The sequence below is a fragment of the Halomonas sp. BC1 genome (genome assembly GCF_002078135.1).
Classification (GTDB): domain Bacteria; phylum Pseudomonadota; class Gammaproteobacteria; order Pseudomonadales; family Halomonadaceae; genus Vreelandella; species Vreelandella stevensii.
In genome coordinates this window covers 119,352-133,858 of record NZ_LFGS01000006.1, presented here as the reverse complement: position 1 = coordinate 133,858, position 14,507 = coordinate 119,352, and the positions used below count along the sequence as shown (strand labels likewise).

Genomic DNA, 14,507 nt, shown 5'->3' with positions numbered 1-14,507 from the left:
AGTGTTGTGGGTAGTCGCTTGAGCGAGCGTTCATGGTAATGCCATCGGCTAGCGCTTATGCTGACCTATCTATTGTCACTCATTCAATGTTCGTTAGAAGAGGCAACTTGATGGCAGCGTATACCCTGGAAGCGCGCCTGGCGCTGGCAATCACCATCGCCGAAGAGGCGGGGCAGATGATCCGCGAGGCGCGTGAGCAGCAGAACTTCGCCCAACGCTTGAAAGAGGGCGTTGAGCTGGTCACCGATGTGGATGTCGCCGTCGACCAGCGAATCAGCCAGCGCCTGGAAGAGTACTTTCCCGGTGAGGCAAAATTAAGCGAAGAGCTGAGCCCCGAACAGGCGCTCTATCATCCCGCCGAGCAACTATGGGTCGTAGACCCTATCGATGGCACGGTGAACTTTGCCCAGGGCCAGCGCCATGTGGCGGTGTCGATTGGCTGGATCGAGCAGGGCGTGGGCAAGGTAGGCGTCGTTCACGCACCGTTTCTGAATGAAACCTTCAGCGCTGCCCAAGGGCTGGGGGCCTACTGCAACCAGCGGCCTATCCAGCCCAGCGGTGCCGAATCGCTGGCCAACACGCTGGTAGGTACCGGGTTTCCCTACGACAAGCAGGCCCGCAAGGCTCTGCTGCCGCGTTTCGAAGCCGTATTGACCCACTGCCAGGACATCCGACGCAACGGGGCGGCGGCGCTGGACATCTGCGACATCGCCTGTGGGCGCCTGGATGCCTATTACGAAACCGTATCCCCCTGGGATTTTGTGGCAGGTTGGGTGATCGCCCGGGAAGCCGGTGCACGGGTGGGGCATTTGGTCGAGGTGCCGGAAGGCATTCCTGCCGACCTTTTCCCAGAGCAGCTGTTGGTAACCGCCCCCGGCGTGTACGATGCCATGGCGACGCTGCTGGCAAACGCGGATCGCTAGCCTGATGGGTGCTTTTCAACGCAGCACGGCAAGCATTTGAAAAGAAAGCGCAAAAAGGGCTTTTCATTTGGCTAATAAAGCGCTAGTATACGCACCGTCCTGAAGCGAAAGCCAACGGGCATCGGAGTGTGGCGCAGCTTGGTAGCGCGTTGCAATGGGGTTGCAAAGGTCGCAGGTTCGAATCCTGTCACTCCGACCAATGTCGAAAAAGCCGCTGCATTTATTGCAGCGGCTTTTTTCGTTGGCTCATGTTGGTGTCTCTTGATATACGTCAAGTTTTGAGCGGTGGAAATCATTCTGTGCAGCCGGGTACGGTATGCTCTTGGGCAGGTGGAAGGTCTACTCAAGCGCATCGATCAGGAGGCAAGGATGAGTCGCACAGGCAAGCAGGCTGCAACGCCCGAGGCATGGCATGGGCTATCGGTAGACGAAGCGTTGGCGCAACAGTCGGCGACCCGTGAAGGTCTGAGCCGCGAAGAAGCAGAGGCGCGTTTGGCTCAGTATGGTGAAAACCGCCTGGAGCAGGCCCAAGGGCGCCCCTGGTACAAGCGGCTGCTGGCGCAGTTTGCCAATATTCTGATGCTGATTCTGGTGGTCGCGGCGGTGGCCAGCTTTCTGCTGGGCCACGTGATTGATGCGGCCGCCATCGTGGGCGTGGTGTTGATTATTGCCTTGATCGGCTTTTTCCAGGAAGGCAAGGCCGAGCAGGCGCTGGACAGTATTCGCAACATGCTCTCTCCCCAGGCAAACGTGCTGCGCGATGGCCAGCGCACCACGGTGCCCGCCGAAGCGCTGGTGCCCGGGGACATCGTGCTGTTCGAGAGCGGGGATCGCGTGCCTGCGGATGTTCGGTTGCTGGAAGTACGGCGCTTGAAAACCGATGAGGCTGCCCTGACCGGTGAATCGGTACCCGTCGATAAGCAGCCCGAACCGCTGGCCCGCGATACCGAGCTTGCCGAGCGTTCGAACATGGCGTTTGCCAGCACGCTGGTCGTGCAGGGGAATGCCCGGGGCCTGGTGGTGGCGACCGGAGGGCGCTCGGAAATTGGCAAGATTTCCGAATTGCTGCGCAGTGTCGAGCAGATCAAGACGCCATTGCTACAGCAGTTGGATAGAGCTGGCCGAGTACTGGCGGTGTTTATCCTGCTGGCCGCTGGGATCACGGCGCTGCTGGGTACCTGGCTGCATCAGCAGCCCTTGGGTGAGATGTTCATGGCGGCCGTGGGCCTGGCGGTAGCGGCCATTCCCGAGGGCCTGCCTGCGATTGTGACCATTGGCCTGGCGCTGGGCGTTCAGCGCATGGCCAAGCGGCGGGCCATTATCCGGCGGCTGCCCGCCGTGGAAACGCTGGGTTCGATTTCCACCATTTTCTCCGACAAGACCGGCACTCTGACCCGTAATGAGATGACTGCCCAGGCAATCTGGCTGCAGGATGCCCGTTTCACGCTCGAGGGTATCGGCTTTGCCCCGCATGGCAAGCTATGCCGGGAAGGAGCGGCCGCCGAGGAGCAGTGCAATGGACGGGCCCATGAGCCTGCCTTGCAACGTTGCCTGTTGGCCAGCGTGCTGTGCAACGATGCCGAGCTGCACCAGGAAGATGAACGCTATCGCATCTTTGGCGACCCCACCGAAGGGGCGCTGGTGGTGGCCGCCGAGAAAGCGGGGCTTGACCACCTGGCGTTGCGCCAGCAGTACCCGCGTCTCGATGCGATTCCTTTTGAATCAGAGCACAAGTACATGGCCACGCTGCATGACCTTGAGGGTGGGCGGCGGCTGCTGGTCAAGGGCGCGCCGGATCGCATTATCGAAATGAGCAGCCATGTGATCACCGATGAAGGCGAAGCCCCGCTGGTAGCCAGCGAGTGGGAGGCGCATATCGAAGCGCTGTCCTCGAAAGGCTTGCGGGTGCTGGCGATTGCCGAGAAGGCAATGGAAGAAGACGCTGAGCTCGACCACCCTCATGTGCAGTCGGGGTTGCGCCTGCTGGGGTTGATAGGGCTGTTGGACCCGCCCCGTGAAGAGGCCATCGAGGCGGTGAAACGCTGCCAGCGCGCCGGTATTCGCCCGGTGATGATCACCGGAGACCATGCTGCCACCGCCCTGGCCATTGCCCGCCAGTTGGGATTTCAGCACACCGAGCGGGCCTTGACCGGGCGTGAAATGGAGGCCATGACCGATGAGCAGCTCGAAGCGATCATTCTGGAAGTGGATGTGTTTGCTCGGGCGTCGCCAGAACACAAGCTGCGGCTGGTCAAGGCCATGCAGGCGCGTGGAGGCGTGTGCGCCATGACGGGTGATGGGGTCAATGATGGCCCGGCGCTCAAGCGGGCAGATGTGGGTGTCGCCATGGGCATTCAAGGAACGGAAGCGGCCAAGGATGCTTCGCAAATGGTGCTGGCCGATGACAATTTCGCCACCATCGTCCACGCCATCGAAGAGGGGCGTAAGGTTTACGACAATATCCGCAAGACGATTACCTTCATTCTGCCCACCAACGGTGCTCAGGGGCTGGCCATCATGCTGGCCGTGCTGGCGGGCACAAGCCTGCCGGTGACTCCGCTGCAGGCGCTGTGGGTGAACATGGTGGTGGCCATTACGCTGGGCCTGGCGCTGGCATTCGAATCCGGTGAGAAGGACCTGATGCAGCGGCCGCCCCGGGACCCCAAAGCGCCGCTGCTGGATCTCTTTTTGCTTTGGCGGGTGGTGTTCGTATCGCTACTGCTGCTGATTGGCGTATTCGGTATGTTCAACTGGATTCTGGGGCAGGGGGGTAGCGAAGCGCTGGCTCGCACGGGCGCAGTCAACATGCTGGTGGCGGGCAGTGCCGCTTACCTGATCAATAGCCGATACTTGCTCAACAGTACGCTGACCTGGGAAGGCGTGTTTGGCAGTCGACCGGTATGGCTTGCCATCGGGTTGGTCCTGCTGCTGCAACTGGGGTTTACCTATTTACCCTTCATGCAGTTCGTGCTGGTCAGCGAGGGGCTGGCTGCTCACCACTGGCTTGCCATCCTGGCGGGAAGCGTGGCCGTGTATGGTGTGGTCGAGGTGGAGAAAAGTATCCTTCGCCGGAGGAGTTGAGTACTGCCGCTTGCCAAGGGCAGGCGGCAGAAACGTTAGCGCGAAGGAGTGCTTAGTTGCCCTGGGCTTTGTGGTCGGCGAGTGCCGCTGCTACGGCCTCTTGCCACTGCCCTTCGGTAATGCCCCAGTGGTCGGCCTGCTCCTTGTCAGGATTGCCGGCCGCTGCTGCGTTCAGTTCTTCCGGGGAATAGCTTTCAAAACAGTGTTTGGCAAAGGCTTTGGCCTTGCCATCGCTCAACTGGTTGATCATTTCCATGGGGCGCTCCTTTCCTTGGTGCTGAAGTCAGAGATAAAGAGTCAAGAAGTATACATGACATGAATGCCGAGTACGGTTCGGCCACGATCATGCCCCAGTATAGACTAGGCCATCAATGCATCCACGACGATCTTGATGGCAATCGTGGCCAACAGGCACATGATGAGCCTGTCGAACCAGCGATGGGGCAGGCGTTTGCCCAGTCGGGCGCCCAGCGGCATGGCCGCCAGAATGACCAGCAGGGCCGCCAGACTGTACAGCGAGCGCTCCCAGGTGAGAATCCCGGCGCTGAGCAGGGCCGGAATCTGCACCAGGGTGATCGCCACGAAGAACACCGATATCGAGCCGATGAACACCGGGCGTTCCAGACGCATCGCGTTCAGAAAGGTCACCGACGCCGGGGCGGACATGCCCGCCGCGCCTTGCAGCACACCTGCCACCAGCCCCACCGGCAACACGATGCGCTGCGCCAGTGGGAAAGGCAGTGTGAAGCTGCGGTTGGCCAGCTTGATGGCCAGGTAGAGCACGATGGCCGCCGCCACGCCCAGCGACAGCAGCGTGGGCGACAGCACTACCAGCCCCCAGGTGCCGATCACGATGCCCAGCCCGCCGGAGAGGCCGAACCAGAGCAGGAAGCGATGCGGCAGCAGGTGGTGGCGGTACTGCCAGACCTGTAGAGCATTGCTGAACAGGTTCGGCGCCACCAGCACGGCAATGGCCAGTTTGACGTCGTACAGCATGGTCAGCACGGGAATGACAATGACCGGTACGCCAGAGCCGATGGCGCCCTTGATGATTCCCGCGGCCATCAGCGTCAGAAAGGCAACGATCATGCGGCGTTACTCAGATTACTAGAGTACATGGGCTTACTTGAGCACATAGCAGGGCGTGTAGGGCTGCCCATCCAGTTTCATGCGGCCCTGGGCCACGAAGGAGCTGAGCAGAGCGTCCAGCCGCTGCATCAGCTCGGGCTCCGCGGTCAGCTCGAAAGGCCCGTGGGCCTCGATGGCCCGAATGCCAGGCTCTTTCACGTTGCCTGCCACGATGCCCGAAAAAGCACGGCGCAGATTGGCTGCCAGCTCGTGGGTGGGCTGCTGGCGGTGCAGCGCCAGGCTGCGCATGGCCTCATGGGTAGGCTCGAAGGGTGCCTGGAACTCGCGGGCAATGGTCAGACGCCAATTGTAGTAGAACGCATCCTGGTGCTGGCGGCGGAACTCGCTGATCTGCTGGATGCCATCGCGCATGGTGCGTGCCACGGCCGTCGGGTCGCCGGTGATGATGGTGTAGAAGCGGCGGATCTCTTCACCCAGGGTGTAGACCAGAAACTCGTCGATTTTCTCGAAATACTCGGCGGAACTGGCGGGGCCGGTGAAGACCAGCGGGAAGGGAATGTCCTGGTTGCTGGGGTGCAGCAGAATGCCCAGCAGGTAGAGAATCTCTTCGGCGGTGCCCACGCCGCCGGGGAACACGATGATGCCGTGGCCCAGGCGCACGAAGGCTTCCAGGCGCTTTTCGATATCCGGCATGACCACCAGTTCATTGACGATCGGGTTGGGGGCTTCCGCGGCAATGATGCCTGGCTCGGAAATGCCCAGGTAGCGGCCCTCCTTGCGGCGCTGCTTGGCATGCGCGACATTGGCCCCTTTCATGGGGCCTTTCATGGCCCCTGGGCCGCAGCCGGTGCAGATGTCCAGGTCGCGGAGCCCCAGGTGATAGCCGACGTCCTTGGTGTATTCGTACTCTTCACGGGAAATCGAGTGGCCGCCCCAGCATACTACCAGGCTCGGGTCGCGGCCCGGCTTCAGCGTGCCCGCTTTGCGCAGAATGTGGAACACGGCATTGGTGGTGCCTTCGCCAGTGCTGAGGTCGAAACGATTGTGGTGCTGGATCTCGTTATAGACGTAGACGATGTCACGGATGATCGACGACAGGTGCTCACGAATGCCGCGTATCATGCGTCCGTCAACGAAGGCTTCCGCTGGCGCGTTGGTAAGCTTCAGACGTATCCCGCGATCCTGCTGCAGCACTTCGATGTCGAAATCCTTGTAGGCTTCGAGGAGGGCCAGGCTGTCATCGGTGGGGCTGCCGCAGTTGAGCACGGCGAGGGCGCAGCGGCGCAACAAATCATGTAACCCGCTTTTCGAGGTGCTCTTGAGGCGATTGACCTCGTGCTGGGACAGCACTTCCAGGCTGCCTTCGGGAGAAATGATGCTGGAAATGGTGGCGCGGGGTGCTGAAGGTTGCGTCATTGTATGGACTATCCCTGAGTATGATCATGACCAATCGGCATACTAGCATGCTGCTCTCTCACGTTCAGCTGCCTTGCCCTGCTACGGGCACCCGTGCCCGAGGCGGTCGTTTTTTATGCTAGGCTAGAGGCTTGGCGCCGGTAGGCATCCATTCCAGGCGCCCTGGTGATCCTCACTGTGACAGTGACCGTTAATGATGAAGTTGCCGGGAATCCATGTTCAACGCTCAATACTTTCGTACCTTTATCACGCTGGTGGAGACGGGCAGTTTCACGCGCACCGCACGACGCCTTGAAATGACGCAGCCAGGCGTCAGCCAGCATGTCAGAAAGCTGGAAACCTATCTGGATAAAGCGCTGATCGAGCGTCACGGGCGCAGTTTCACGCTGACCGAGTCTGGTCGTCGCGCCTATGACTACGCGCTGAAGCTGTTTGCCGAGCATGAACAGTTCAGGCATGGGCTGGACGATGATTCGCTGGATAGCGGCGAGTGCCGCATTGCCTCCCCGGGCAGCGTTGGGCTGATGTTCTACCCGTATATCCTGGGGCAGCAGCAGATGCACCCCAGCCTGACCGTCAACTACAGCTTTGCCTTCAATCATGAGATCGTCAACGACCTGTTGGAAGGGCGTTACGATATTGGCATCGTCACCGAGCAGGTCAACCATACCGAGCTTGCCTGCACCGTCTGGCACAAGGAGCCCCTGTGCCTGGTGGTGCCCGCCGACTTCGCGGGCAGTTCCTTGGCCGAACTGATGGGGTTGGGCTTCATCAATTACTACGATGGCATTAACCATGCCAACGCGCTGCTACGGGCCAATTTCCCCGACGAGTTCCGCTCCATGACGCATTTTCGCCACCAGGGGTTTACCAACGAAGTCAGCATGGTGCTGGACGCTGTGGCTCGGGGGTTGGGCTTTACCGTTGTGTCACGGCTGGTATTGGAAACTTCTCCCTGGCAGCGCCAGGTGAAGCCGCTGGCACTGCCGCAGGTCATTCACGAAGTGCTCTATCTGCTGCGGCGCAAGGATTCCGTGTTGCCCAAGCGTTACGAGAAGCTGCTCAAGGGTTTCCATGACCAGCGGCTACAAGAAACGACGCCTCTGGAACCCTGAACAGGGCCCCAGAGGCGCGAGGGGAGGCTTACCTAGAGGCGATATTCGTCAATGCTGGGGCACGAGCACACCAGTTGGCGATCACCAAAGACGTTATCCACTCGGTTGACCGATGGCCAGTACTTGGCGGCGGCGACGGCTTCGCTGGGGAAAGCCCCCAATTGGCGGTCATAGGGGCGCTGCCAGTCGCTGTCCATGACGTCGGCCTGGGTATGCGGCGCATTGACCAGCGGGTTGTTGTCCAGCGGCCACTCTCCATTCTCGATGCGCGCGATCTCTTCACGAATGGCAATCATCGCGTCGCAGAAGCGGTCGATCTCGTAGAGTGATTCGGACTCGGTAGGCTCGATCATCAGCGTGCCGGGTACCGGGAACGACATGGTCGGCGCATGGAAGCCATAGTCCATCAGTCGCTTGGCGATATCTTCTTCACTGATACCCGAGGCGCTCTTGAGCGGGCGGATGTCGATGATGCACTCGTGGGCCACATAGCCGTTCTGGCCGCGATAGAGAATCGGGTAGGACGGCGCCAGCCGTTTGGCGATGTAGTTGGCGTTGAGAATGGCGATCTCCGTTGCCTCGCGCAGCCCCCGCGCGCCCATCATTTTGATGTACGCCCAGGAGATGGGCAGGATCGAGGCGCTGCCAAAGGCGGCAGCAGACACTGCGCCACCGGGCTGGACGCCATCGATGGGCGTGACCACGTGGTTGGAAACGTAAGGAGCCAGATGCGCCTTGACGCCAATGGGGCCCATGCCCGGACCGCCACCCCCGTGAGGAATGCAGAAGGTCTTGTGCAGGTTGAGGTGCGATACATCCCCGCCGAAGTCGCCTGGGCGTGTCAGCCCCACCTGGGCGTTCATGTTGGCGCCGTCCACGTAGACCTGGCCACCGTGCTGGTGAATCACCTTACACACCTGACGAACGTGGGACTCGAATACGCCGTGGGTAGACGGGTAGGTGATCATCACCGCCGAGAGCCGCTCGCTGTACTGCTCGGCCTTCTGGGTCAGGTCGGCCAGGTCGATGTTGCCGTTGGCGTCGCACTCGACCACCACCACCTCCATGCTCAGCATGGCGGCAGATGCCGGGTTGGTGCCGTGGGCAGAGCTGGGAATCAGGCACACATCCCGGTGGGCTTCCCCTTGGGCGGCCTGGTAGCGGCGAATGGCCAGCAGGCCGGCATATTCGCCCTGAGCACCAGAGTTGGGCTGCATGGAGATATGATCATAGCCGGTCACTTCCACCAGGAAAGCGGCCAGCTCGTCGATCATCTGATGATAGCCCGCCACCTGGTCGCGAGGCGCGAAGGGGTGCAGGTGCGCGAAGGCAGGCCAAGAGACCGGAAGCATCTCGCTGGTGGCGTTGAGCTTCATGGTGCATGAGCCCAGCGGAATCATGGCATGGGCCAGTGAGAGGTCCTTGTTCTCCAGGCGTTTCAGGTAGCGCAGCATTTCGGTTTCGCTGCGGTAGCGCGTGAACGTTGGATGGCTCAGGAAGTCGCTTTCCCGCTGGTACTCTGCCGGAATGCCTGTCAGCTTGCCTTCCACCACTTGCTCGTCGAGGGCGGCGACGGAAAGACCGTGCTCATCGCCGAGCAGGACATCGAACAGGGTCGCGACGTCATGGGCCGTCGTGGTTTCGTCGAGGCTGATGCCGACATCGCCATTGGCGAAGTAGTGCAGGTTGATGTCATGGGTCATGGCGCGGCCATGGATCTTGCCAGCATCGACCTGGGTAAGGCGCAGCGTATCGAACCAGCTATCGTTGGCCAGCTGCACACCCGCCTGTTGCAGGCCGGTGGCCAGCAGGGTGGTCAGACGGTGAACGCGGCCAGCAATTTTGCGCAGCCCCTCGGCACCGTGATAAGTGGCATAGAAACCGGCAATGTTGGCCAGCAGCGCCTGGGCGGTACAGATGTTGGAGGTGGCCTTCTCGCGACGAATGTGCTGTTCGCGGGTCTGCATGGCCATGCGCAGCGCGGTCTTGCCACGGCTGTCTTTTGAAACGCCGATGATGCGGCCCGGAATGGAGCGCTTGAGCTTGTCGGAGGTGGCAAAAAACGCCGCGTGGGGGCCACCGAAGCCCATGGGTACGCCAAAGCGCTGCGAGCTGCCCACCACGATGTCGGCACCCAAAATACCGGGCTCTTTCAGCAGTACCAGGCTCAGCAGATCCGTGGCGACACAGGTCATGACGCCCTTTTCCTGGGCCTTGGCGAGCAGCGGCGCGAGGTCGGTGATGTTGCCGCTGGCGGACGGGTACTGAACCAGCGCGCCGAACACCTCCTCGTCTGCCAGTTGTTCCGCCGGTGCAATCTTCAGTTCGAAGCCAAAGAATTCCGCGCGGGTCTTGATGACGTCCAGGGTTTGCGGGAAGACGTCTTCGGCCACGAAAAAGGTGTTGGACTTGCTCTTCTTATTGCCGCGCTTGCACAGTGCCATGGCCTCGGCGGCGGCGGTGGCCTCATCGAGCAGGGAGGCGTTGGCAAGCTCCATCCCGGTGAGATCCATGACCACCTGCTGGAAATTCAGCAGACCTTCCAGGCGCCCTTGAGAAATTTCGGGCTGGTAAGGCGTGTAGGCGGTATACCAGCCGGGGTTTTCCAGCACGTTGCGCTGAATCACGGCGGGCATGTGGGTATTGTAATAACCTTGGCCAATGTAGCTTTTGGCCACGCGGTTCTGGCGTGCCAGCTGGCTCAGGTAATCCAGGGCTTCTGCTTCACTACGGGGGGCGTCCAGTGCCAGTTCGCGGCCCAAGCGAATGTCGCTTGGCACGGTTTGCTCGATCAGATCTTCCATGCGCTGCAAATCGAGCGCTTTTAGCATGGTGGCGACATCGTCGGGGCTAGGCCCGTTATGGCGTTTGATAAAAGCATCGTGGTCGGCCAGTTCGGCCAAACGGCGTGTTTCAAAAGGCATGGGAAGGTTCCGAACGTGATGAGTAAACCGTGGGTCTCAGGGCAGCCGGTTCAGCGTGGCTACGGTGCAGCGTGTCCAACCCGCCAAGGGGTAGGCGGCCGCGTGATGCATCAGGGTGTTAACGTGAACGCCTGCACGGAGGCAGGCGTTCGGGTAAAGCTTATCAATCGTCGGCGCTGAGCGACGCCTGATAGGCATCGGCGTCCAGCAGGCCTTCGAGGGCCTGGCCTTCGACGCGCACCTTCATGATCCAGCCGCCTTCGTAAGGGGCTTCATTGACCGTTTCAGGCGCATCTTCCAGCGCTTCATTGACCTCGATCACTTCGCCATCCACCGGCGAGTAGAGATCAGAAGCAGCCTTGACCGATTCGATCACGCCAAACTCCTTGCCCTTGCTGAGGCTCTGACCGACCTCCGGCAGCTCGACGAAGACTACATCGCCCAGCGCTTGCTGGGCGTGGTCGGTGATGCCGATGGTAACGGTGCCGTCCTGATGATCCAGTACCCATTCGTGGCTGGCAGCGTAGCGCAAATTAGCTGGAAGATTGCTCATGAAGGTTCCCTTGTTAAACAGTGGAGTGAACGACAGCATACTAGCGTCTGTCGGTCAGCTTGGCGACTGTTGGGCACGGGTTGTCTAGTGTGCCATGTGCGTATGGTACCTTGTTTCCAATTGGAAACAAGTTTCTCATCAGTGGCAAAAAGAGAAAAAATTGGACGCCATTCACTTTGGGGCGACGCGCGTTTGATTTTCCAAAAAAGAGGCTTTCTCTGCTGTTTGGCGACATGACCATGGATGTTCACCAGTAAGATGGTATAAAACATGCCAATCTTGCGTTTTTTCAGCGTGCAGTAGACGCTATGGTAGGCAGGCGCAGGAGCTTCTTCCCTGAGCGTCATGGGGAAAGCGTGACCGGACCTTTATAATAAACTTGCTAATCCTTCGGTTAAGGAGAGTCGTGTGGAAATGTTAACGAACCTATTAGGGGCCATTAACGGCGTGGTGTGGGGGCCGTTGATGCTGGTGCTGCTGCTGGGGGTGGGTATCTATCTGCAAATTGGCTTGAAACTGATGCCGATACGCAAGCTCGGCATGGGTTTCAGGCTAATGTGGCAAGGCCGCGATGTAAAACCTGCCGACAAGAGCGCATCGGAAGCCAGCAGTGACGGGGAAATTTCGCCGTTCAACGCCTTGATGACGGCGCTGTCCGCGACGATCGGTACGGGCAACATTGCCGGTGTCGCCACGGCCATCGCGCTGGGCGGGCCAGGTGCTGTGTTCTGGATGTGGATCACCGCGTTAGTGGGCATGGCAACGAAATTCGCCGAGGCGGTTCTGGCGGTGCGTTACCGTGAAACCGACAGCACGGGCAACCACATCGGTGGGCCGATGTTCTATATCAAGAACGGCCTGGGCAAGAAGTGGCTATGGCTGGGCGGCCTGTTTTCATTCTTTGGTGCCGTGGCTGCCTTTGGCATTGGTAATACCGTGCAGTCCAACTCGGTGGCGGATGCCATGGATGCCACCTTTGGCGTGCCCCATTGGCTGACGGGGGTGATCATCATGGTGCTGGCCGGGGCGGTGATTCTCGGTGGTATCAAACGTATTGCCAAGGTGGCCGGTAAGCTGGTGCCCATCATGGGGGTTGCCTATGTACTGGCTGGGCTGCTGGTGCTGATCGTCAACGCGGGGCAAATTGGCGAGGCCTTTAGGCTGATCTTCTACTACGCCTTCAACCCGATTGCCGCTGCCGGTGGCTTTGCCGGTGCTGCCGTCATGGCGGCCATTCGTTTTGGCGTGGCCCGGGGTATCTTCTCCAACGAAGCGGGCCTCGGCAGCGCGCCCATCGCCCATGCGGCGGCGCAGACCCGCAACCCGGTTCGTCAGGGCTTGATCGCCATGCTGGGCACGTTCATCGACACGATCATCGTCTGTACCATCACCGCGCTGGTCATTCTGACCTCTACGGTATGGATCGATGGCGAAGCCGGAGCGTCTTTGACTGCGCTCTCCTTCGATGCAGCCTTGCCGGGCTTTGGTAACCAGATCGTGGCCGTGGCGCTGGCCATCTTTGCCTTTACCACCATTCTGGGCTGGTCGTTCTACGGCGAGAAGTGCTGCCAGTTCCTGTTTGGCACGCGCTCCATCATGCTGTACCGCGTGCTTTTCGTTTTGGCCATCCCGCTGGGAGCCATCGCGCAACTGGGCTTCATCTGGCTGATGGCCGATACCTTCAACGCGATGATGGCCATTCCCAACCTGATTGCGCTGGCGCTGCTGTCGCCGGTTGTGTTTAAACTCACTCGGGATTATTTTGCGGGTAAGGACATCCTGCCGGGTGAAGCCCTGGATCACGATAAATAAGCGCCTTTCACAGGCGGGAAGATAAGATCCACCAGAGCCGGGAAGCCTTTAAGGCTTCCCGTTTCTCTTTTGACCATTGAGGAAGCCCATGACCGAACTTAAACGTACGCCGCTGCATGCACTGCACACTCAGTTAGGCGCGAAAATGGTGCCCTTTGCGGGCTATGAGATGCCCGTGCAGTACCCGTTGGGTGTGAAAAAGGAGCACGAGCATACGCGCCAGCAGTGCGGTCTGTTTGACGTGTCGCACATGGGGCAGATTCTGGTGTCCGGCGACGATGTGGCAGAAGCGCTGGAGACATTGATTCCCGCCGATCTGGTGGGGCTGAAGATTGGCCAGCAGCGCTATGGCCTGTTTACCGGGACCGAGGGCGGAATCATCGATGACCTGATGGTGGTGAACGCTGGAGATCACTTCTATCTGGTGGTCAATGCGGCCTGCAAGGATCAGGATATTGCTCATCTACGCACCAACCTGGGTTCTACTCACCAGATCGACGTGCTGGACCGAGGTTTGCTGGCGCTGCAAGGGCCCCAGGCGCGTGATGTCATGCAGCGCCTGTGCCCCGCGGCCTGTGACATGACGTTCATGCAGCATGGTCGTTTCAGCCTGGTCGGTCACGAGGTGTGGATAAGCCGCAGCGGTTATACCGGAGAGGATGGCTTCGAGATTTCCGTGGCCGCAGAAGCGAGCCAGGCGTTGGCCGAAGCGCTACTCGCCGAACCGGAAGTGGAAGCGATTGGCCTGGGGGCGCGGGATTCCCTGCGTCTTGAGGCGGGACTGTGCCTTTACGGCCACGACATGGACATGACCACCACGCCGGTAGAGGCCAGCTTGATCTGGGCCATCGGCAAGCCGCGCCGCCATGGGGGAGAGCGCCCGGCAGGTTTCCCGGGGGCGGATATCATTCTGCATCAGGTGGATGCCAAGGATCATACCCGCAAGCGGGTCGGTCTGGTGGGGGAAGGGCGTGCCCCGGTACGTGAAGGCGTCACGCTGGTGGATGAGTCAGGCCAGGAGATCGGTCAGGTAACCTCCGGCGGGTTTGGCCCCAGCGTCGGTAAGCCCGTGGCCATGGGCTACGTGGAACGGCAATGGGAAGCGCCGGGCACGACGGTGTTTGCGCTGGTTCGGGGTAAGTCGCTGCCCATGACCGTTACGCCAATGCCTTTCGTGGAGCCTGGCTACTATCGAGGGTGAGGTGCTTCTGTGCAAGCCCCCAAAGCGGGGGCTTGCTCGATACCTTCTACCTCAGTACCTTCTATCTCAACACCTGTCGCGGGTCGATGGGCTTGCCGCCCTGGCGCAGGTCGAAGAGCAGGTCATAGCGCTGCGTTGAGGCGCTTTGGCCAACTTCGCACAGGGCATCGCCAGCGCTCACCTGCTGGCCAACGTTGACCAGCAGTCGCTCGCAGAGCGCATATACGCTTTGCAGGTTGTCTGCATGATGCACGATCACCACCTCACCCAGCTGGCGCATGCCATCGGCAAAGCGCACTTCTCCAGGCGCCACGGCCTTGGCCTTGGCACCGGCCTGGGTGGCCAGCAACATCGGCTGTAGCGTGCCACGGCTATCGGCACCAAAGCGCCTCA

11 protein-coding genes and 1 tRNA gene are annotated in these 14,507 nt (G+C 60.4%); 6 read left to right on the top strand and 6 right to left on the bottom strand.

All coding sequences use genetic code 11. The annotated features are described in order from the left end of the window. Nucleotides 1-110: 110 nt before the first annotated feature. From B7L72_RS06260 to B7L72_RS06250, 3 genes are all read left to right on the top strand, one after another. On the top strand, nt 111-923 hold the full coding sequence (locus B7L72_RS06260) for an inositol monophosphatase family protein (protein WP_081193252.1): 813 nt from the start codon (nt 111-113) through the stop codon (nt 921-923). A 122-nt stretch (nt 924-1,045) separates the two neighbouring features. Continuing rightward, nucleotides 1,046-1,122 (top strand) — tRNA-Pro (locus tag B7L72_RS06255). Nucleotides 1,123-1,292: 170 nt separating this feature from the next. Beyond that, on the top strand, nt 1,293-4,004 hold the full coding sequence (locus B7L72_RS06250) for a cation-transporting P-type ATPase (protein WP_081193250.1): 2,712 nt from the start codon (nt 1,293-1,295) through the stop codon (nt 4,002-4,004). Between the two features lie 52 nt (nt 4,005-4,056). Here B7L72_RS06250 and B7L72_RS06245 read toward each other — a convergent pair whose 3' ends face one another. The 3 genes from B7L72_RS06245 to ppnN form a co-directional block, all read right to left on the bottom strand. After that, nucleotides 4,057-4,260, bottom strand: coding sequence for a hypothetical protein (locus B7L72_RS06245; RefSeq protein WP_016913770.1), 204 nt, complete (start codon nt 4,258-4,260; stop codon nt 4,057-4,059). A 104-nt stretch (nt 4,261-4,364) separates the two neighbouring features. Further along, complete coding sequence (locus tag B7L72_RS06240; RefSeq protein ID WP_081193248.1) at nt 4,365-5,093, bottom strand: sulfite exporter TauE/SafE family protein; 729 nt, start codon at nt 5,091-5,093, stop codon at nt 4,365-4,367. Nucleotides 5,094-5,126: 33 nt separating this feature from the next. Next, nucleotides 5,127-6,509, bottom strand: coding sequence for a nucleotide 5'-monophosphate nucleosidase PpnN (gene ppnN, locus B7L72_RS06235; protein ID WP_016913772.1), 1,383 nt, complete (start codon nt 6,507-6,509; stop codon nt 5,127-5,129). A gap of 215 nt (nt 6,510-6,724) precedes the next feature. On the opposite strand from ppnN, the gene B7L72_RS06230 reads away from it, so the two are divergent. Continuing rightward, complete coding sequence (locus B7L72_RS06230; RefSeq protein ID WP_081135525.1) at nt 6,725-7,624, top strand: LysR family transcriptional regulator; 900 nt, start codon at nt 6,725-6,727, stop codon at nt 7,622-7,624. A gap of 32 nt (nt 7,625-7,656) precedes the next feature. Here B7L72_RS06230 and gcvP read toward each other — a convergent pair whose 3' ends face one another. Both gcvP and gcvH read right to left on the bottom strand, forming a co-directional pair. Then, nucleotides 7,657-10,548 (bottom strand): aminomethyl-transferring glycine dehydrogenase, encoded by a 2,892-nt coding sequence (gene gcvP / locus B7L72_RS06225; protein ID WP_081193246.1) that lies wholly within the window; start codon nt 10,546-10,548, stop codon nt 7,657-7,659. Nucleotides 10,549-10,711: 163 nt separating this feature from the next. After that, on the bottom strand, nt 10,712-11,101 hold the full coding sequence (gene gcvH / locus B7L72_RS06220; protein ID WP_081135530.1) for a glycine cleavage system protein GcvH: 390 nt from the start codon (nt 11,099-11,101) through the stop codon (nt 10,712-10,714). A gap of 408 nt (nt 11,102-11,509) precedes the next feature. On the opposite strand from gcvH, the gene B7L72_RS06215 reads away from it, so the two are divergent. Beyond that, nucleotides 11,510-12,913, top strand: coding sequence for an alanine/glycine:cation symporter family protein (locus B7L72_RS06215; protein ID WP_081193244.1), 1,404 nt, complete (start codon nt 11,510-11,512; stop codon nt 12,911-12,913). Between the two features lie 88 nt (nt 12,914-13,001). Continuing rightward, nucleotides 13,002-14,114: a glycine cleavage system aminomethyltransferase GcvT gene (gcvT, locus tag B7L72_RS06210; RefSeq protein WP_081193242.1), complete on the top strand. Its 1,113-nt coding sequence runs from the start codon at nt 13,002-13,004 to the stop codon at nt 14,112-14,114. A 61-nt stretch (nt 14,115-14,175) separates the two neighbouring features. On the opposite strand, the gene B7L72_RS06205 is transcribed toward gcvT, so the two are convergent. Then, nucleotides 14,176-14,507, bottom strand: a 332-nt coding sequence (locus B7L72_RS06205; protein WP_176212842.1) for a murein hydrolase activator EnvC family protein, incomplete at its 5' end; no start/stop codon positions are given.

Excerpts from the sequence above, each read along its gene's own strand:
- B7L72_RS06260 (WP_081193252.1), top strand. The coding sequence starts at position 111 with ATGGCAGCGTATACCCTGGAAGCGCGCCTGGCGCTGGCAATCACCATC.
- B7L72_RS06250 (WP_081193250.1), top strand. The coding sequence starts at position 1,293 with ATGAGTCGCACAGGCAAGCAGGCTGCAACGCCCGAGGCATGGCATGGG.
- B7L72_RS06245 (WP_016913770.1), bottom strand. The coding sequence starts at position 4,260 with ATGGAAATGATCAACCAGTTGAGCGATGGCAAGGCCAAAGCCTTTGCC.
- B7L72_RS06240 (WP_081193248.1), bottom strand. The coding sequence starts at position 5,093 with ATGATCGTTGCCTTTCTGACGCTGATGGCCGCGGGAATCATCAAGGGC.
- ppnN (WP_016913772.1), bottom strand. The coding sequence starts at position 6,509 with ATGACGCAACCTTCAGCACCCCGCGCCACCATTTCCAGCATCATTTCT.
- B7L72_RS06230 (WP_081135525.1), top strand. The coding sequence starts at position 6,725 with ATGTTCAACGCTCAATACTTTCGTACCTTTATCACGCTGGTGGAGACG.
- gcvP (WP_081193246.1), bottom strand. The coding sequence starts at position 10,548 with ATGCCTTTTGAAACACGCCGTTTGGCCGAACTGGCCGACCACGATGCT.
- gcvH (WP_081135530.1), bottom strand. The coding sequence starts at position 11,101 with ATGAGCAATCTTCCAGCTAATTTGCGCTACGCTGCCAGCCACGAATGG.
- gcvT (WP_081193242.1), top strand. The coding sequence starts at position 13,002 with ATGACCGAACTTAAACGTACGCCGCTGCATGCACTGCACACTCAGTTA.